A 16,829-nucleotide genomic window follows, 5' to 3' on the forward strand; every position below is an offset into this window, starting at 1 on the left:
TTTCGTCGGGCTTGCGCCCGGCGCGCCTCGCCCGTTACGCGTGGACGCTGACGCCCGGAGCCTTATGCCGTGGCGGGACGTGGCACCGGACGCCGATGGGGCTGCTGCAGATAGCGCGCCACCGACAGATCGTCGGCGCGGATCGCGGGCGAGGCGCCGGACACCAGATCGGCCAGCAGCTTGCCGGAGCCGCACGCCATGGTCCAGCCCAGCGTGCCGTGGCCGGTATTGAGCCACAGCCCCTTGACCGGGGTGGGGCCGACGATCGGCGTGCCGTCCGGCGTCATCGGACGCAGGCCGGTCCAGAACGAGGCACGGGCCACGTCGCCGGCACCGGGGAACAGGTCCGTCACCACATGTTCCAGCGTGCGCCGCTTGGCCGGATCGAGCGAACGGTCGTAACCGACGATCTGCGCCATGCCCCCGACGCGGATGCGGTCGTCGAAGCGCGTGATCGCCACCTTGTAGGTCTCGTCCAGCACCGTCGATACCGGGCTGCGCGCCGCGTCGGTCATCGGCACGGTGATCGAGAACCCCTTCAGCGGATAGACCGGAATCCGCACGAAGTCCTTGATGAACGGGGTCGACCAGCTGCCCAGCGCCACCACCACGGCGTCGGCGAAGATCGGCTCGCCGCCGACGATGGCACCGGTCACGGCGGTGCCCTGCGTCATCAGGCTGTCGATCGAACGGTTGTACAGGAACTGCACGCCCAGACCCTGGGCCATGGCCGCCAGCCGCTGGGTGAACAGCTGGCAGTCCCCGGTTTCGTCGTTGGGCAGGCGCAGGCCCCCGGTCAGCTTGTGGCTGACGGCGGCCAGCGCCGGTTCGCTCGCGGCGAGATCCTCGCGCGACAGCAATTGATAGGGCACGCCGGCTTCCTCGAGCACGGCGATGTCCTTGGCCGCGCCTTCGAGCTGCTCGTCGGTGCGGAAGACCTGCAGCGTGCCCTGCTGGCGGCCCTCGTAGGCGATGCCGGTTTCGGCGCGCAGCGCGCGGATGCAGTCGCGGCTGTATTCGGCCAGCCGCACCATGCGCTCCTTGTTGACGGCGTAGCGGTCGGCGCCGCAGTTCATCAGCATCTGCCACATCCACTGCAGCTGGAACAGCGTGCCATCGGGCCGGATCGACAGCGGCGCGTGCTGCTGGAACATCCATTTGATCGCCTTCAGCGGCACGCCGGGCGCCGCCCACGGCGAGGCATAGCCGGGCGAGATCTGCCCGGCATTGGCAAAGCTGGTGCCGAGCGCCGGCGCCGCTTCGCGGTCGATCACGGTGACCTCATGGCCGGCCCTGGCCAGATACCAGGCGCTGGTGACGCCGATCACGCCACTGCCAAGAACGAGAACACGCATTGCGATGGGACCCCAACCAGGATGTCGATTGTATGAAGGTATATCCGCTATGGTATTGGAATCAATCCAGTCATAATTACCGAAAATTTCCAAGAAAAAGGAAAAATTCATGAGAACGACCCGCCAACCGGTACGCGGCCTTGACCGCCTCGATCGCCGCATCCTGGCGCTGCTGCAGGCCGATGGCCGCATCTCGATGAAGGACCTCGCCGAGGCGGTCGGCCTGACCATCACGCCGTGCATCGAGCGGGTCAAGCGGATGGAGCGCGACGGTGTCATCATGGGCTACTACGCGCGCCTGAATCCGGCCCTGCTGGGCAGCGCGCTGCTGGTCTTCGTGGAGATCACGCTGAACAACAAGGCCGGCAACATGTTCGAGCAGTTCCGGCGCGAGGTGCTGCGCATTCCGGAGGTGATGGAATGCCATCTGGTGTCCGGAGACTTCGACTATCTGATCAAGGCGCGCATCCGCGAGATCGGCGAGTATCGCCGGCTGCTCGGCGACATCCTGCTGCAACTGCCGGGCGCCGCGCAGTCCAAGAGTTATGTCGTGATGGAAGAGATCAAGGAGACGCTGGCCATTCCCGTCGACGAGAAGAGCCAGCCTGCATGAGATGAGGAACATTGAGCGCAAGGGGCGCCACCTCGGCCGGCGCGAAGCGGAGCTGCCGGCGGATGACATCCCCGGCGAGCCGGCGCCGTTGCGGCCGGCGCCGCGGCCGCTGAAGGGCCGCGGCGCGGTCAGCAATCTGCAGGGGCGCTTCGAGCGCGATAGCCGCGAGCCCTTCGACGACGGCTGGGGCCCGCCGGACACCGCGGGACAGGACGATGCGGCGCGCGCAGAGGACAGGGACACGCAGGCCAGGGACATGGAGCGCAGCGAAGGCGCCGCCTTGGAGTCCGCGCCGCCGAAGCTGATCACCCGCGTCACGCAGGAGCAGGCGCGCTCCATCCTCAGCCGCAATGCCTCGCCGGATATTCCGTTCGGCGTCTCGCTGAACCCCTACCGCGGTTGCGAGCACGGCTGCATCTATTGCTTCGCCCGGCCGACGCACGCCTATCTCGACCTGTCTCCGGGGCTGGATTTCGAGACGCAACTGTTCGCCAAGGCCAATGCGGCCGAGCGGCTGCGGGAGGCGCTGTCGCGGCCGTCCTACCAATGCGAGCTGATCGCGCTTGGCGTCAACACCGACGCCTATCAGCCGATCGAACGGACCCAGCGCATCACGCGCGGCGTGCTGGAGGTGCTGCACGAATGCCACCATCCGGTGGCGCTGATCACCAAGTCGTCGCTGATCGAGCGCGACATCGATCTGCTGGCGCCGATGGCCGCCCGGCGCCTCGCGGTGGCGGCGATCACGATCACCGCGCTCGATGCCGACATCGCGCGCACGCTGGAGCCGCGCGCCGCCACGCCGTCGCGGCGGCTGCGCACGATCCGTACGCTGTCGGAAGCGGGTATTCCCGTCGCGGTCAGCGTCGCGCCGGTGATTCCCTTCATCACCGAGCCGGACCTGGAGCGGGTGCTCGAGGCCGCGCGCGAGGCGGGGGCAGTCTATGCCAACTACATCGTGCTGCGGCTGCCGTGGGAGGTGGCGCCCCTGTTCCAGCAATGGCTGGAGGCGCATTTCCCCGACCGGGCCGAGCGCGTGATGAATCGCGTTCGCGAGATGCGCGGCGGCAAGGATTACGATTCCGATTTCTCCACGCGCATGCGCGGTACCGGCGTCTGGGCCGACCTGATGCGCCAGCGCTTCCACAAGGCGGCCGATCGCCTGGGCTTTCGCTACCACCGCTTCGATCTGGACACGTCGCAATTCGTCCCGCCCGCGCCGCCGGCCGGCGTGCGACGCGGCGCGCGCGGTGCCCGCAAACCCGAGGACGACGCGCAAGGTTCGCTGTTCTGAACTTGCGGGTTTGTACAAGTCCGGCGCGCTGTCCATAATGGCGGTTCGATCCGCCGCGCACGCCGCCGCGGTTGGCGCACTCGCGCCCCCGACCGCCTCGGCGTCGCCATGGGGAAGCCATGATCCATCTGATGCAGCAGGGCGGCCGCGCAGCCTTCGATCCGGTCGTGATGTGGGGCGAACTGACCCAGCAGGCGCTCGCCGCCGGGCCATACCCGCTGGCCGCGGCGTCGCACCGCCGCCGCTTCGAGCACTACTACCGCTGGTTCCAGACCTGGCTGGGGCCGTTCGGCACGGCGCGCTTCGAGTTCGATGACATCGAGGTCGATGGCGTGCGGGTGCCGGTCAGCGAAAGCACCGTGTCGGTGACGCCGTTCTGCACGCTGCGGGCGTTCCAGAGTCCACCACGAACCCGTCGCAAGCCGCGCCCGCGCGTGCTGCTGTGCGCGCCGCTGGCCGGACATCGCGCGGTGCTGATGCGCGATACCGTGGCCACGCTGCTGCCGCATGCGGACGTCTACGTCACCGACTGGGCCGATGCGCGCGACGTACCGCGCGACGCCGGCAGCTTCGGCCTCGACGATTACGTGCTGCTGGTGGAGCGTTTCATCCGGCTGCTCGATCCGGCCGGGCTGCATGTGCTGGCGGTCTGCCAGGCGACGGTGCCGGCGCTGGCCGCGGTCTCGCGCGTGGCGCAGGCCGATCGCGCCGAGCCGGCGACGCTGACGCTGATGGGCGGGCCGATCGATCCGCGGCTCGGCCCGACCACGCTCGATCGCGTCGCGGCCACGTTGTCGCTGCCGTGGCTCGAGGCGACCGCGATCGACGTGGTACCAAGCGGTTATGCCGGCGCGGGGCGGCGCATCTATCCGGGCTTCCTGCAATATCCGGCGCTGGTCGCGGCGCAGCCGGATCGCCACGCGACGCTGATGTTCGACTGGCTATGCCGGCGCGAGGCGGCCGATGCCGATACCGCGCGCGAGATCGAGCGCGCGGTCGCGCAATACGGTGCCGTGCTCGACATGACCGCGGAATTCTTCTTCGACACGTTGCGCGTGGTGTTCCAGCAGATGCTGCTGCCCAAGGGGATGTGGCGGGTCCGCGGCGAGATGGTGCGTCCCGACTGCCTGCGGCGCACCCGGCTGCTGACGGTCGAGGGCGATCGCGACGATATTTCGGGACCTGGGCAGACGCATGCGGCGCAGGGGCTGTGCAGCTGCCTGCCGACGCGATGCCGCGAACGGCTGACGATCGAGCGCTGCGACCACTATGGTTTGTTCAGCGGCGCACGCTGGCGCGAGACGGTGCATCCCGCCGTGCGCCGCTGGCTGGAGGCGGCCTAGCCGCTTACCGGTTGGGCCGGACAGCGTTCGCCGCGGCAGGGGGCCGCACACCGCCCGGCCGCACGGGGCCTGTCGCCGGCGATCGCGGGGCCATCTCGTCGTCCATCATCCTGCAGGCCAGATCCAGCGCGGCGACGGCATCGTCGTGCGACAGGCCTGACGCGCGCATCAGTCTGACGGTCAAGGCGGCCACCCGGCCCACTTCATAGCTGGGAACGTTCATGTCCACTCCTGGAGTTCGACGGACCGGTCGCGCACTGCCGGCGAAGCGCCGCGGCGCGCGACGTTGGAAACAACCGGTTCAGTATGGTTGACGAACGCCGGAATGGGGTTGACGTGGATCAGGAAATCGAAGGGCGCACTCGCGGGGTGATCGTATCCACAGCGTACCCGTGGCGCGTCCGCGTCGTGTCGGTGGCAGCCCGCCGTTCTTGTCGCCCAGCTGAATTCGGCATCTGATTGCAACAGCGGACTTCGTGGGCGGCTTTCAGCAGATCATTGCGACAGCTCGCGTGCCGCTTCCACCTGCGACTCGAAGAAGGTCTGGAAGCTGATGGCCAGCCCCGCCATCAACAGGCCGGTGCCGATCAGCAGCGACAGGATCACCAGGATCACGACCGGCCAGCCGGAGCGGGTCGGTTCGCCATCCGGATTGAAGCGCGCGTCCCAGCGCTCGTCCGGCCGCAGCCCGTAGACGATCGCCGCCAGGAACGCACTGATCACCGAGGCGCCGCCCGCCACCGCGAAGGTCCAGTTCAGCGCGGGCGCGCCGACGTGCAGCACCATCGAGGCGATGCCCAGCGCGCCGGCCAGCGTGGCAAGCAGGTGCAGCCAGCCATAGCGGTCGCGCAGGCCGCCGAGATAGAAGCGGTGCGCGCCGAGGCTGCCGAGCAGAAAAGCCAGCGCCACGGTCAGCAGCTTCGACTTGCGCATCGGCGCGCGATCCGTGCCGGTGGCGGCGGCGGGGGAGGCTGACGAGACGGGCGAAGCAGAGGACGGAGCGGCGGACATGGGCGTGAACGTGGGAAGGGAAAACCTGCCGGAAGGCGACCGGGATCGGAACCAAACCCAGCACCGAGATCAGGATCGAAATCAGCACCGGAATCAGCACCGGAATCAGCACCGGAATCAGCACCGGAATCAGCACCGGAATCAGCACCGGAATCAGCACCGGAATCAGCACCGGAACGGCGGCCGAGACTGCGACCGGACCATACGATGGAAGCGGGCAGTGAAGCGCACATTGTACGCCGCACCGCCCGCTTCGATGACCCAGTTGAAGGCCGGCGGATCGTGGCTTTCGATCGCCGGCCGGGGGCGCTGGTGCAAAACCTGCGATGTCCTGTCTTGCAGCAGCGTCCGATTGCCGTCAGCGCGGTGCGTTCGACACGACGCCCAGCAGGACGCCGAGATTGGTTTCGCCGTACAGCACGGCGGCCAGAATTCCCATGAATAGCACGGTCAGAGTGAGCTGGCCCGCGTGTCGAGCCAGGTCGGTCAGCATGGATAGCATACGAACCTCGTCGGTTGGTTGGACGAAGGCCGCGCCCATCGCGACACGATCCGAAGGAAAGGGCATGTCAGTGTGCGTTTGCCGCCTGCGATCGACGGCACGCTGCTGAACACCGGTCAGCGCCGGGCGGCAGCCAGGTGGCGGCGCAGCTTCTGCCGCCACGAGCTATTTGACCTTGCAAAGGAGGGGAAAGTTCCGGCGCGGGCTTCTGACGCCATCGCGATCGGCGAAGGCGCTTGCCAGCCGCCGCAACGGGCGACGGCGAACGGCGGCGACGAACGGCAAAGCGCGAACGGCAAAGGGCGAACGGCAAAGGGCGAACGGCAGCGGCAAGCCTGCGACGGGGCGCGCGACAAAAACGCGCGACGGCAAGCGCCATCGCAGCGCCGTCGCCGTTTCAAACGATAAAGCGGGGAAGTATCCGGACTAGCGGGTGGTTTCCCGCCCCGAACCTTGCCAGCCCGGTCCGACATTGGCGGGGCGGTTGTCGCCGGACACGCTGCTGCCGTTCTGCGCGCTGCGCTCGGAAGTCTGGGTACGTTCGGGCGCGCCGCGGTCGCTGGGCGGGTTGGGGCGCCCGTTCAGCCGGCTGTCGGCGCGTGCTCGGGCTTCCATCCGCTCGATCTGCGCACGCACATGGTCCGGGCTCTCGGCACGCATCACGGTGCGCTCCATGCCGGTCGGCAGCAGCCGCGCCCCGAAGCCGTCCCGCATGTCGGCGCCCTGCCGCGACCAGCCGCCCTGAGCATGGCTCAGGGCCGCAAGGCCGAGCACCGACGCCACCAGCACGGTGGCGGCCGCGGCGTCGCGCAGGAGAGAGCGGAAAAGCATGCGGAATCCCAGAGCCTTCGCTTGCTGTCGTTGTCGAGAAGATTGGGATCATGGTACGCAGCGCTGCCAGCAGGCGCCTATGCCAATCCCGTTACCGGTGTAACGGATTGTTTCGCTTGCGAATGCGGTCTGTTCTCATCTTCGGCGACGCCTGCGCGAGCGTTGCCCGAGGCGGTGCGCGGGCGGTCGCCGCGCGTCGCTAGGGCGCATAGCGGATGCGGTAGATCGCGCCGGCCATATCGTCGCTGACCAGCAACGAACCGTCGGGCGCGACCTCGACATCGGCGGGTCTGCCCCACGGTTGACCGTCCTGCAGCCAGCCCTGGGCGAACACCTCCTGCCTGACCGCCTTGCCGCTGTCGTCGAGCACCACGCGCGTGATGCGATAACCGATGCGCTCGCTGCGGTTCCAGCTGCCGTGCTCCGCAATGAAGATGTTGTTGCGATATTCGGCGGGGAACTGCGTGCCGGTGTAGAAGCGCATGCCCAGCGCCGCCACGTGCGGGCCGAGCCGGGCCACCGGTGGCTCGAACGACGAGCAGGGCCGCTGCTTGCCGAATTCGGGATCGCGCAGGTCGCCGGCGTGGCAATACGGAAAGCCGAAGTGCATGCCCGCGCGCGGGGCCCGGTTCAGTTCGTCGGGCGGCTGGTCGTCGCCGAGCCAGTCGCGGCCGTTGTCGGTGAACCACAGCTCGCCTGTGGTCGGGTGCCAGTCGAAGCCGACCGTGTTGCGCACGCCCTTGGCCACGACCTGCAGGTCCGAGCCATCCGGCTTCATCTTCATCACGTTGGCGTAGCGGCCCTCGTCGCGCGCGCAGACATTGCACGGCGCGCCGATCGGCACGTACAGGTAGCCGTCGGGGCCGAAGGCGATGAAGCGTCCGCCGTGGTGGGTCTCGCTGGGCAGCTGGTTGTTGATGACGACCGGCTTGGGCGGGTTGGACAGGCGCTGTTCGATGCCGTCCAGGCGCAGGATGCGCGAGACCGAGGAGGTATAGAGCGCGCCGTCGCGCCAGGCCACGCCGATCGGCAGCGTCAGGCCGCTGGCGACGGTGTGGACCACCGGCTTGCCGCTCAGCGGCGCCTGTACCGCGTAGACCTTGCCGGCGCCGCGGCTGCCGACGTACAGTGTGCCGCCCGGCGAAAAGGTCATGCCGCGCGCTTCCGGCACGGCGTCGGTCAGCCGCTCGATGCGAAAGCCCGGCGGCAGCTGGATCTGCTCGAGCGATTCGGCGTGCGCCGCTGGCGTGATCGCCTGGGACAGCAGGGCGGCAAGCCCGGCCAGGACGGTGGAAAAGTGACTAAGGTAGCGCACGACCCCTCCTGCGTTTGGTGTTTTTGCCACGATGCCGAGGCGTGACGCGGCCGTCAATTGGCCTGCCCCGCCGTCGGCCACCCTAAGTGTTTGTTTGGCCTCAGTATTTGGGCTATACTCTTGCGTTTCGTGTTCGCACACCCCGTTTTTCGAGGAATTCACCCATGGTCGTAATCCGTCTGGCCCGTGGCGGCAGCAAGAAGCGCCCGTTCTTCAATATCGTTGCAGCCGACTCGCGCAACCGCCGCGACGGCCGTTTCATCGAGCGTATCGGCTTCTACAACCCGCTGGCTTCGCAAGGCGAAGAAGGTCTGCGCCTGGCGCAAGACCGCCTGACCTACTGGCAAGGCGTTGGCGCCCAACTGTCGCCGACCGTTGCCCGTCTGGTCAAGCAGAACGCCGCCAAGGCCGCTGCCTGATTTACGCTGCCGCTACCGTAGTCTGCCGTGACCACGTCCGCGCGCGGCGCGCAACGGCGGCCGTTGAACGTGCCGCCCGGCGCCACTGGGCCCGGAACAGGGACCGGCACGCCACGCGAGGCCCGCATCCCGGCCGCGCTGGTGTATGGGCAGGCCCTGCCCGACGACCTGATCGAGGTCGGCTATGTCGCCGCAGCCTATGGCGTGCGCGGCTGGATCAAGGTCCAGCCCCATGCGCAGGATGCCGGCGCCTTGCTGCATGCGCGGCGCTGGTGGCTGCTGCAGCCCGAGGCTCCGGCTTCGCGGCCGGTGGCCCAGTCGGCGGCCCGCGACGCGGGGCCGCTGTGCCTGAAGATCGCGCAGTCGCGCGAGCATAGCGGCACGGTGGTGGCGCAGGCGTCCGGTGTGGCGGACCGCAATCTGGCCGAGGCGCTCAAGGGGCGTCGCGTCTGGATCCGGCGCGAGGATTTCCCCGCGCCCGAAGAGAACGAGTTTTACTGGGTCGATCTGATCGGCTGCACGGTGAGCAACGAGCAGGGCGAAGCCCTGGGCGAAGTCGCCGGGCTGATCGACAACGGCGCCCACCAGATCCTGCAGGTTGCCTACGCGCTGCCGGACGGCAAGCCCGGCGAGCGTCTGATTCCCTTCGTCGACGCCTATCTGCGGCACGTCGATATCGAGGCGCGGCGCATCGTGGTGGACTGGGGGCTGGACTACTAGCCGCCGCAGCAAAAGCAGCAACCGCAGCAAGGCAAGGCAACGGCAGGCAACGGAACAGGAGTGAGACCGATGCAGTTCGACGTGATCACGCTGTTCCCGGAGATGTTCCGCGCGCTGACCGACTGGGGCATCACCAGCCGGGCCGCAAGGCAGCAGCGCTATACGCTGCGCAGCTGGAATCCGCGGGACTTCACCACGGACAACTACCGCACCATCGACGACCGTCCCTATGGGGGCGGACCGGGCATGGTGATGCTGGCCAGGCCGCTGGAGGACGCGATCGACGCCGCCGTCGCGGCGCAGGCCGATGCCTTTGCCGGTGCCGATGCAGGTACCGGCGACGGTGCCAGCGCCTCCCACGTGGTGCTGATGTCGCCGCAGGGCGCGCCGCTGACGCACGCCAAGGTGGTCGAGCTGGCGCGGCGTCCCGGTCTGGTGCTGATCTGCGGCCGCTACGAGGCGATCGACCAGCGCCTGATCGACCGTCGCGTCGACGAGGAAATCAGCCTCGGCGATTTCGTGCTGTCGGGCGGCGAGCTGCCGGCGATGGCGCTGATCGACGCGGTGGTGCGTCTGCTGCCCGGCGTGCTGGGCGACGCGCAGTCGGCGGTGCAGGACAGCTTCGTCAACGGGCTGCTCGATTGTCCGCATTACACGCGGCCCGAGGAATACGAAGGCATGCGGGTCCCCGAGATACTGCTCGGCGGCCATCATGCCGAGATCGAAAAATGGCGGCGCCACCAGGCGCTGGCCAATACGGCGCGCAAGCGGCCCGACCTGATCGAGTCCGCGCGCCGCCAAGGTTTGCTGACCAAGGCCGACGAGAAATTCCTGTCGGAGTGGGCGGCGAAGGAAGGGCGGGGGCAAGCCTCCGCCAGTTGAAACCCCATCCTCTGTCGGGGCCGCGCCAGGAGGCGAGGCATGCAACGCCGTCACGATGGCACAGGAGAAGAAACGATGAACATCATCGAGCAGATCGAGAAGGAAGAGATCGCGCGTCTGACCGCGAACAAGACCATCCCCGCATTCGCGCCGGGCGACACCGTTGTCGTCAACGTGAACGTGGTCGAAGGCAACCGCAAGCGTGTGCAGGCCTACGAAGGCGTGGTGATCGCCAAGCGCAACCGTGGCCTGAATTCGTCCTTCATCGTGCGCAAGATCTCGTCGGGTGAGGGCGTGGAGCGTACGTTCCAGCTGTACTCGCCGCTGATCGCCGGCATCGAAGTCAAGCGCCGCGGCGATGTGCGCCGCGCCAAGCTGTACTATCTGCGCCAGCGTTCGGGCAAGTCCGCTCGCATCAAGGAAAAGCTCGTCACCAAGGCCTCCAAGGTCGCGGCTGCCGAGTAAGACGCAGCGCCTGGCCGGCACGCCGGCCGGAGCGATGGACGGGGTTCGCGCTCCGTCTTCAAGGGCACCTTCGGGTGTCCTTTTTGCATGGTAGCCGCAGGGTGACGGCATGGGGCATGCGTGCGGCCAGCATGCCGAGCCCGCTTCATACGCCAAGCACGCCAGGCACGCCGAGCACGCCGAGCACGCCAAGCACGCGAAGCACGCCAAGCACGCCGAGCACGCCGAGCACGCCAAGCACGCGAAGCACGCGAAGCACGCCGAGCCCGCCGAGCCCGCCGAGCACGCCGAACATGCCGAGCACGCCGAACATGCCCGGCATGCCGGACGCGCCTCGCATGCCGCCGGCCCCCGCCGATGCGCCGCGGCGAGGTCTGTCATACTTGTGCCGCTATGCGCCCCGCCTTCGATCCCGAATCGCTGCCGATCGTCTCGGTCGACAGCCAGCACCCACCGCTTTCCGAGCCGCGCCTGCGGCCCGACTTCATCCGCCATCGCTTCCTGAGTCCGCCGGCCTGGCAGCCGGAGCTGACCGACGAGTCGCGCGCCTACGACCCCAAGCAGAGCCTGCGCGACGCCGCGGTGCTGGTGCCGCTGGTGCAGCGCGCCGACGGCCTGACCGTGCTGCTGACGCAGCGCAATGCGAACCTGAGCGCCCACGCGGGGCAGATCAGCTTTCCGGGCGGCCGCTGGGAGCCCGAGGACATCAATCGGGTCGCCACCGCGCTGCGGGAAACGGAGGAAGAGATCGGGCTGGACCGGGATTACGTCGAGGTGCTGGGCGCGCTGCCGGACTACATCACCGGCACGGGCTTCCATGTCAGTCCGGTGGTAGGCCTGGTGCGCGACGGCTTCGCGCTGCGCCCCGATGCGCGCGAGGTGGCCGATGTGTTCGAGGTGCCGCTGGCCTTCCTGATGGACCCGTCGCACCACCAGCGGCGGCTGTTCCGCTGGGTCGACGGCGAGCGGATGTTCTATGCGATGCCGTATCCGCGCGAAGGCGGGGGACATCGCTTCATCTGGGGTGCGACCGCGGGCATGCTGCGCAATCTGTACCACCTGCTGGCGGCCTAGCGCACAGCCGCATCCCTGACGACGGCGAGGCGTCGATCAGGCCTGCGCCGCTTTCCCTTCCTGCTTCGATTCGGACTCGCCCTGCGCCGCGCGCTGCGAATGGCAGTGCGGACAGCTGACGCCGACCACATAGTGCGGGCTCTGCTGCTCCTCCGGCGTGACCACCGCACGGCAGGCAAAGCACTGCTTGGGTCCGGCCGGTTGCAGCTCGGGATTGAGCGCGGTGCGGTAGTCGAAGACGAAGCAGTCGCCGCGATAGTGGCTCCCGCCGACCTCCTCGAAGTACTTCAGGATGCCGCCCTCGAGCTGATAGACGCGCTCGATGCCGGCCTGCTGCATGTGGATCGCGCCCTTCTCGCAGCGGATGCCGCCGGTGCAGAACGACACCACGGTCTTGCCGGCGAACTCGTCCTTGTGCTCCGCCACCACGGCCGGGAAGTCGCTGAACTTCTGCAGCCCGTAGTCGACCGCCTGCTCGAAGGTGCCGACCGCGACCTCGAAGGCGTTGCGCGTGTCGAGCATCACCACCGGCCGGCCTTCGTCGTCATGGCCCTGGTCGAGCCAGCGCTTGAGGTCGGCAGGGCGCACCGACGGCGCGCGGCCTTCCTCGGGCCGGATCAGCGGCATCTTCATCGTGATGATCTCGCGCTTGATCCGCACCAGCATCCGCTTGAATGGCTGGGTCTCCGACAGGCTCTCCTTCGGCTCCAGATCGGCGAAGCGCGGATCGGCGCGCAGCCAGCCCACCACATCGTCGATGCCTTCGCGGCTGCCCGCCAGGAACAGGTTGATCCCTTCCGGGGCGAGCAGCACGGTGCCCTTGAGCGCGGCCGCCTCGCAGCGCTCGCGCAAGGCGGCGCGCAGCGTCTCGATGTCGTTCAGCGTGACGAACTTGTAGGCGGAAATATTGACGATCTGCATGGACTGCGGAGCACGGCGTGGCGGGATGGGGCGCGTGCGGGGATCGGTCCGCGCGTCGCGCGGCGCCGTGGGCATCGCGTGCCGCCATGACTGCCTGATGGGAAACACGAAATTATAGCGGGTCGGCCCGGCGCGCGGGATCGCGCCCGACCACCGCCCCCAGCCACAGCCCCCAGCCACAGCCCCCAGCCACAGCACACAGCCACAGCAGCCACCCACCGCACGCAGCCACCGCACGCAGCCACCGCGCCCAGCCACCGCACCCAGCCACCGCGCCCGACACCGCGCCCGACCACCGCACCCTGCCACCGCGCCGAACCGCCGCCCCCCCTCGCACCGCCATCGCCTCGCTAACGCCTCGGCATCGCCAAGCGTGCCGCAGCGGATTTCGTCGCCCCCCGGCGGCCCGGCCGCGAGCTCGCACCGGTACAATGGCGCCCATGTCTTCGCCCCGCTTCGTACATCTCCGCCTCCATTCCGAATACTCGATCGTCGACGGCATCGTCCGCCTCGAGGATGCGGTCAAGGCCGCCGCCGCCGACGGCATGGGCGCGCTTGCGCTGACCGACCTCGCCAACGCCTTCGGCCTGATCCGCTTCTACAAGGAGGCGCGCGGCGGTGGCGTCAAGCCCATCGTCGGCGCCGACGTCTGGCTGACCAACGCCGACGATCGCGACAAGCCCGCGCGCATGCTGCTGCTGGTGCAGGACCGGCGCGGCTATCTGAACCTGTGCGTGCTGCTGTCGCGCGCCTGGCTGTCGAACCAGTACCGCGGCCGCGCCGAGCTCGAGCCGGCCTGGCTCGAGGAACCCGGCGAGGACGGCCTGCCGCTGTCGACGGGCCTGATCGCGCTGTCCGGCGCGATGGGCGGCGACGTCGGCCAGGCGCTGGCCAACGGCAACGACGCCGCCGCGCAGCGTGCCGCCCGGCACTGGGCCACGGTCTTCCCGCAGCGCTATTACATCGAGCTGCAGCGCGCCGGCCATCCGGGCACCGAGGCCTATGTGCAACGCGCGGTGCAGCTGGCCGCGGCGCTGCAGCTGCCGGTGGTCGCGACGCATCCGGTGCAGTTCATGACCCCCGACGACCATACCGCGCACGAGGCGCGCGTCTGTATCGCCGAGGGCGAGCTGCTGGCCAATCCGCGCCGCGTGCGCCGCTTCACCACCGACCAGTATTTCAAGACGCAGGACGAGATGTGCGCGCTGTTCGCCGACATCCCGTCCGCGCTCGAGAATGCGGTGCAGATCGCGCGCCGCTGCAACCTGACGCTCGAGCTCGGCAAGCCGCGCCTGCCGCTGTTCCCGACGCCGGACGGCATGTCGCTTGACGACTATCTGGTGCACATGTCGAAGGAGGGGCTGGAGCGCCGTCTGGAGGTGCTGTTCCCCGACGAGGCGACGCGCGAAGCCAGGCGCCCCGAGTACTACGCGCGGCTGGAGTTCGAGACCGGCATCATCATCAAGATGGGGTTCCCCGGCTACTTCCTGATCGTGGCGGACTTCATCAACTGGGCCAAGAACAACGGCGTGCCGGTCGGCCCCGGCCGCGGCTCGGGTGCCGGCTCGCTGGTCGCCTACGCGCTCGGCATCACCGACCTCGATCCGCTCAAGTACGCGCTGCTGTTCGAGCGTTTCCTGAATCCGGAGCGGGTGTCGATGCCCGACTTCGATATCGACTTCTGCCAGCACGGCCGCGATCGCGTGATCCAGTACGTCAAGGAGAAGTACGGCAAGGACGCGGTGTCGCAGATCGCCACCTTCGGCACCATGGCCGCCAAGGCCGCGGTGCGCGACGTCGGCCGGGTGCTCGACCTGGGCTACAACTTCGTCGATGGCGTGGCCAAGCTGATCCCGTTCAAGCCGGGCAAGCTGGTGACGATCGAGGAGGCCAAGAAGGAAGAGCCCCTGCTGACCGAGCGCGAGAACAACGAAGAGGAAGTGCGCCAGCTGCTCGAGCTGGCGCAGCGCGTCGAAGGCATGACGCGCAACGTCGGCATGCACGCCGGCGGCGTGCTGATCGCGCCGGGCAAGCTGACCGACTTCTGCCCGCTGTACACGCAGGGCGGCCAGAACGACGGCATGAGCGGGGTGGTCAGCCAGTACGACAAGGACGACGTCGAGGCGGCGGGCCTGGTCAAGTTCGACTTTCTGGGCCTGACCACGCTGACCATCCTCGACTGGGCCGAGCGCTACATCCGCCGGCTCGATCCGGGCAAGGCCGACTGGAACTGCAGCCAGATCCCGCTCGACGATCCAGCCGCCTTCGACATCCTCAAGTCAGCCAACACGGTGGCGGTGTTCCAGCTGGAAAGCCGCGGCATGCAGGGCATGCTCAAGGACGCCAAGCCCGACCGCTTCGAGGACATCATCGCGCTGGTGTCCCTGTACCGCCCCGGCCCGATGGACCTGATCCCCAGCTTCTGCGCGCGCAAGCACGGCCGCGAGAAGGTGGAATATCCGGACCCGCGCGTCGAACCCGTCCTGAAAGAGACCTACGGCATCATGGTCTATCAGGAGCAGGTGATGCAGATGGCGCAGATCATCGGCGGCTACTCGCTCGGCGGTGCCGACCTGCTGCGCCGCGCGATGGGCAAGAAGAAGCCCGAGGAGATGGCCAAGCATCGCGAGCTGTTCCGCGAGGGCGCGGCGAAGAACGGGCTGTCGGCCGACAAGGCCGACGAGATCTTCGACCTGATGGAGAAGTTCGCCGGCTACGGCTTCAACAAGTCGCACGCGGCCGCCTATGCCTTGCTGGCGTACTACACGGCCTGGCTGAAGGCGCACCATCCGGCCGAATTCATGGCGGCCAACATGTCGCTGGCGATGGACGACACCGACAAGGTCAAGATCCTCTACGAGGATTGCCGCGCCAACGGGCTGCGCGTGCTGCCGCCGGACGTCAACGCCAGCGAATACCGCTTCGCGCCGACCGATGCCAAGACGATCCGCTACGGCCTGGGCGGCATCAAGGGTTCCGGCCAGGGCGCGATCGAGGACATCCTGCGCGCGCGCGAGGAACGGCCGTTCACCGACCTGTTCGACTTCTGCGAGCGCGTCGACCGCCGCCAGGTCAACCGCCGCACGATCGAGGCGCTGATCCGCGCCGGCGCCTTCGACACGCTGCATCCGAACCGCGCCCAGCTGCTGGCCTCGGTGCCGCGCGCGATGGAGGCCGCGGAGCAGAAGGCCGAGTCGGCCAACCAGGTGTCGCTGTTCGACCTGATGGCCGACGACGGCGATGCGCACCGCCCGGAGCTGATCGACGAGCCGGCCTGGACGCCGAAGCGGATGTTGCAGGAGGAAAAGCAGGCGCTCGGCTACTACTTCTCCGGCCACCTGTTCGACGCCTATCGCGACGAGGTGCGGCGCTTCGTCAAGGGCACGCTGGCGTCGCTGGAAAAGGAAGTGCAGGGCAACGGCGGCGGCTACGGTCGCGACGTGCGCGGCAAGATGGTCGCCGGCGTGATCACCGGCATCCGCACGCAGATGACGCAGCGCGGCAAGATGCTGATCGTGCTGCTCGACGACGGCACTGGGCAGATCGAGATGACGGTGTTCAACGAGCTGTTCGACGCCAACCGGCACATGTTCCGCGAGGACGAGCTGCTGATCGCGCAGGGCAATGCCCGCCACGACACCTTCACCGGCGGGGTGCGCTTCACCGCGGAAACCGTGATGGACCTGACCACCGCGCGGATCCGCAACGCGCGCGCGCTGAAGCTGTCGCTGAACGGCAATTCGTCGACCGCGATGCTGCGCGAGCTGCTGACCCCGCATCTGGCCGCGTCGGCGGGCAGCCCCGGGCTGCCGGTCTGCATCCAGTACGCCAGCGCCTCGGCGGTCTGCGAGGCGGTGCTGGGCCAGGCGTGGCAGGTGGTGCCGTCGGACGACACGCTGGCGGCGTTGCGGGCGGCGCTGTCGCCGGAGTGTGTCAGTACGCTGTACGAGTGAGGCAGGGAGGCTTCAGTCGCCGAGCTGTCGCTGCCCTGGCTTTCGCGACAACGCCCGTTATCGGCCCCCTCTCCCGCTTGCGGGAGGGAGTAGGGGGAGAGGGCATAGGGCGGTGCGACCAGACCGCTGGT

The 16,829-nt window shown here is 68.4% G+C and carries 18 protein-coding genes; 10 read left to right on the forward strand and 8 right to left on the reverse strand.

The annotated features are described in order from the left end of the window. Window positions 1-62: 62 nt before the first annotated feature. Window positions 63-1,355, reverse strand: a complete 1,293-nt coding sequence (locus KZ686_RS07900; RefSeq protein WP_265632139.1) for a D-amino acid dehydrogenase — start codon at window positions 1,353-1,355, stop codon at window positions 63-65. Window positions 1,356-1,464: 109 nt separating this feature from the next. Here KZ686_RS07900 and KZ686_RS07905 point away from each other — a divergent pair, with 109 nt between their 5' ends. The 3 genes from KZ686_RS07905 to phaZ all read left to right on the forward strand — a co-directional run bounded on the left by KZ686_RS07905 (window position 1,465) and on the right by phaZ (window position 4,605). Continuing rightward, window positions 1,465-1,968: an Lrp/AsnC ligand binding domain-containing protein gene (locus KZ686_RS07905; RefSeq protein WP_149317904.1), complete on the forward strand. Its 504-nt coding sequence runs from the start codon at window positions 1,465-1,467 to the stop codon at window positions 1,966-1,968. A 1-nt stretch (window position 1,969) separates the two neighbouring features. Next, window positions 1,970-3,262 carry a PA0069 family radical SAM protein gene (locus KZ686_RS07910; RefSeq protein WP_265632140.1) on the forward strand — a complete coding sequence of 431 codons (1,293 nt, stop codon included), beginning with the start codon at window positions 1,970-1,972 and terminating at the stop codon, window positions 3,260-3,262. A gap of 119 nt (window positions 3,263-3,381) precedes the next feature. Then, on the forward strand, window positions 3,382-4,605 hold the full coding sequence (phaZ, locus tag KZ686_RS07915) for a polyhydroxyalkanoate depolymerase (protein WP_265632142.1): 1,224 nt from the start codon (window positions 3,382-3,384) through the stop codon (window positions 4,603-4,605). 4 nt (window positions 4,606-4,609) lie between these two features. On the opposite strand, the gene KZ686_RS07920 is transcribed toward phaZ, so the two are convergent. From KZ686_RS07920 to KZ686_RS07930, 3 genes are all read right to left on the reverse strand, one after another. Beyond that, window positions 4,610-4,828 carry a hypothetical protein gene (locus KZ686_RS07920; protein ID WP_265632143.1) on the reverse strand — a complete coding sequence of 73 codons (219 nt, stop codon included), beginning with the start codon at window positions 4,826-4,828 and terminating at the stop codon, window positions 4,610-4,612. Between the two features lie 272 nt (window positions 4,829-5,100). After that, on the reverse strand, window positions 5,101-5,538 hold the full coding sequence (locus KZ686_RS07925) for a TM2 domain-containing protein (protein ID WP_149317908.1): 438 nt from the start codon (window positions 5,536-5,538) through the stop codon (window positions 5,101-5,103). Between the two features lie 436 nt (window positions 5,539-5,974). After that, entirely contained in the window at window positions 5,975-6,109 is a 135-nt protein-coding gene (locus KZ686_RS07930) for a hypothetical protein (protein ID WP_265633504.1), read from the reverse strand. A 27-nt stretch (window positions 6,110-6,136) separates the two neighbouring features. On the opposite strand from KZ686_RS07930, the gene KZ686_RS07935 reads away from it, so the two are divergent. Then, complete coding sequence (locus KZ686_RS07935) at window positions 6,137-6,526, forward strand: hypothetical protein (protein ID WP_265632144.1); 390 nt, start codon at window positions 6,137-6,139, stop codon at window positions 6,524-6,526. Window positions 6,527-6,544: 18 nt separating this feature from the next. On the opposite strand, the gene KZ686_RS07940 is transcribed toward KZ686_RS07935, so the two are convergent. Together KZ686_RS07940 and KZ686_RS07945 are read right to left on the reverse strand one after the other, a co-directional pair. Next, complete coding sequence (locus KZ686_RS07940; RefSeq protein WP_150084140.1) at window positions 6,545-6,949, reverse strand: hypothetical protein; 405 nt, start codon at window positions 6,947-6,949, stop codon at window positions 6,545-6,547. Between the two features lie 199 nt (window positions 6,950-7,148). Continuing rightward, complete coding sequence (locus tag KZ686_RS07945) at window positions 7,149-8,264, reverse strand: PQQ-dependent sugar dehydrogenase (RefSeq protein WP_370639566.1); 1,116 nt, start codon at window positions 8,262-8,264, stop codon at window positions 7,149-7,151. Between the two features lie 164 nt (window positions 8,265-8,428). Here KZ686_RS07945 and rpsP point away from each other — a divergent pair, with 164 nt between their 5' ends. From rpsP to rplS, 4 genes are all read left to right on the forward strand, one after another. Beyond that, window positions 8,429-8,683, forward strand: coding sequence for a 30S ribosomal protein S16 (gene rpsP / locus KZ686_RS07950; RefSeq protein WP_149317913.1), 255 nt, complete (start codon window positions 8,429-8,431; stop codon window positions 8,681-8,683). A gap of 27 nt (window positions 8,684-8,710) precedes the next feature. Further along, window positions 8,711-9,403, forward strand: a complete 693-nt coding sequence (gene rimM, locus KZ686_RS07955) for a ribosome maturation factor RimM (protein WP_265632145.1) — start codon at window positions 8,711-8,713, stop codon at window positions 9,401-9,403. Window positions 9,404-9,472: 69 nt separating this feature from the next. Beyond that, window positions 9,473-10,285 (forward strand): tRNA (guanosine(37)-N1)-methyltransferase TrmD, encoded by an 813-nt coding sequence (trmD, locus tag KZ686_RS07960; protein ID WP_265632146.1) that lies wholly within the window; start codon window positions 9,473-9,475, stop codon window positions 10,283-10,285. Window positions 10,286-10,360: 75 nt separating this feature from the next. After that, entirely contained in the window at window positions 10,361-10,750 is a 390-nt protein-coding gene (rplS, locus tag KZ686_RS07965; protein WP_053821338.1) for a 50S ribosomal protein L19, read from the forward strand. Window positions 10,751-10,895: 145 nt separating this feature from the next. Here the strand turns inward: rplS and KZ686_RS07970 are convergent, their stop codons facing one another. Next, window positions 10,896-11,072, reverse strand: a complete 177-nt coding sequence (locus KZ686_RS07970) for a hypothetical protein (RefSeq protein ID WP_265632148.1) — start codon at window positions 11,070-11,072, stop codon at window positions 10,896-10,898. Between the two features lie 71 nt (window positions 11,073-11,143). Between KZ686_RS07970 and KZ686_RS07975 the strand changes: the two genes are divergently transcribed. Continuing rightward, window positions 11,144-11,824, forward strand: coding sequence for a CoA pyrophosphatase (locus KZ686_RS07975; RefSeq protein ID WP_265632149.1), 681 nt, complete (start codon window positions 11,144-11,146; stop codon window positions 11,822-11,824). A gap of 36 nt (window positions 11,825-11,860) precedes the next feature. Here KZ686_RS07975 and KZ686_RS07980 read toward each other — a convergent pair whose 3' ends face one another. Next, window positions 11,861-12,745, reverse strand: coding sequence for a sulfurtransferase (locus KZ686_RS07980; RefSeq protein WP_265632150.1), 885 nt, complete (start codon window positions 12,743-12,745; stop codon window positions 11,861-11,863). A gap of 440 nt (window positions 12,746-13,185) precedes the next feature. Between KZ686_RS07980 and dnaE the strand changes: the two genes are divergently transcribed. Beyond that, complete coding sequence (gene dnaE, locus KZ686_RS07985; RefSeq protein ID WP_149317919.1) at window positions 13,186-16,698, forward strand: DNA polymerase III subunit alpha; 3,513 nt, start codon at window positions 13,186-13,188, stop codon at window positions 16,696-16,698. The last annotated feature ends 131 nt before the right edge of the window (window positions 16,699-16,829 follow it).

The organism is Cupriavidus cauae (genome assembly GCF_026210475.1).
GTDB lineage: Bacteria > Pseudomonadota > Gammaproteobacteria > Burkholderiales > Burkholderiaceae > Cupriavidus > Cupriavidus cauae.

Excerpts from the sequence above, each read along its gene's own strand:
- dnaE (WP_149317919.1), top strand. The coding sequence starts at position 13,186 with ATGTCTTCGCCCCGCTTCGTACATCTCCGCCTCCATTCCGAATACTCG.
- KZ686_RS07910 (WP_265632140.1), top strand. The coding sequence starts at position 1,970 with ATGAGGAACATTGAGCGCAAGGGGCGCCACCTCGGCCGGCGCGAAGCG.
- KZ686_RS07980 (WP_265632150.1), bottom strand. The coding sequence starts at position 12,745 with ATGCAGATCGTCAATATTTCCGCCTACAAGTTCGTCACGCTGAACGAC.
- rpsP (WP_149317913.1), top strand. The coding sequence starts at position 8,429 with ATGGTCGTAATCCGTCTGGCCCGTGGCGGCAGCAAGAAGCGCCCGTTC.
- KZ686_RS07970 (WP_265632148.1), bottom strand. The coding sequence starts at position 11,072 with ATGCCGGGCATGTTCGGCGTGCTCGGCATGTTCGGCGTGCTCGGCGGG.
- KZ686_RS07930 (WP_265633504.1), bottom strand. The coding sequence starts at position 6,109 with ATGCTGACCGACCTGGCTCGACACGCGGGCCAGCTCACTCTGACCGTG.
- KZ686_RS07940 (WP_150084140.1), bottom strand. The coding sequence starts at position 6,949 with ATGCTTTTCCGCTCTCTCCTGCGCGACGCCGCGGCCGCCACCGTGCTG.
- KZ686_RS07975 (WP_265632149.1), top strand. The coding sequence starts at position 11,144 with ATGCGCCCCGCCTTCGATCCCGAATCGCTGCCGATCGTCTCGGTCGAC.
- phaZ (WP_265632142.1), top strand. The coding sequence starts at position 3,382 with ATGATCCATCTGATGCAGCAGGGCGGCCGCGCAGCCTTCGATCCGGTC.
- KZ686_RS07900 (WP_265632139.1), bottom strand. The coding sequence starts at position 1,355 with ATGCGTGTTCTCGTTCTTGGCAGTGGCGTGATCGGCGTCACCAGCGCC.
- KZ686_RS07905 (WP_149317904.1), top strand. The coding sequence starts at position 1,465 with ATGAGAACGACCCGCCAACCGGTACGCGGCCTTGACCGCCTCGATCGC.
- trmD (WP_265632146.1), top strand. The coding sequence starts at position 9,473 with ATGCAGTTCGACGTGATCACGCTGTTCCCGGAGATGTTCCGCGCGCTG.
- KZ686_RS07925 (WP_149317908.1), bottom strand. The coding sequence starts at position 5,538 with ATGCGCAAGTCGAAGCTGCTGACCGTGGCGCTGGCTTTTCTGCTCGGC.
- KZ686_RS07920 (WP_265632143.1), bottom strand. The coding sequence starts at position 4,828 with ATGAACGTTCCCAGCTATGAAGTGGGCCGGGTGGCCGCCTTGACCGTC.
- rplS (WP_053821338.1), top strand. The coding sequence starts at position 10,361 with ATGAACATCATCGAGCAGATCGAGAAGGAAGAGATCGCGCGTCTGACC.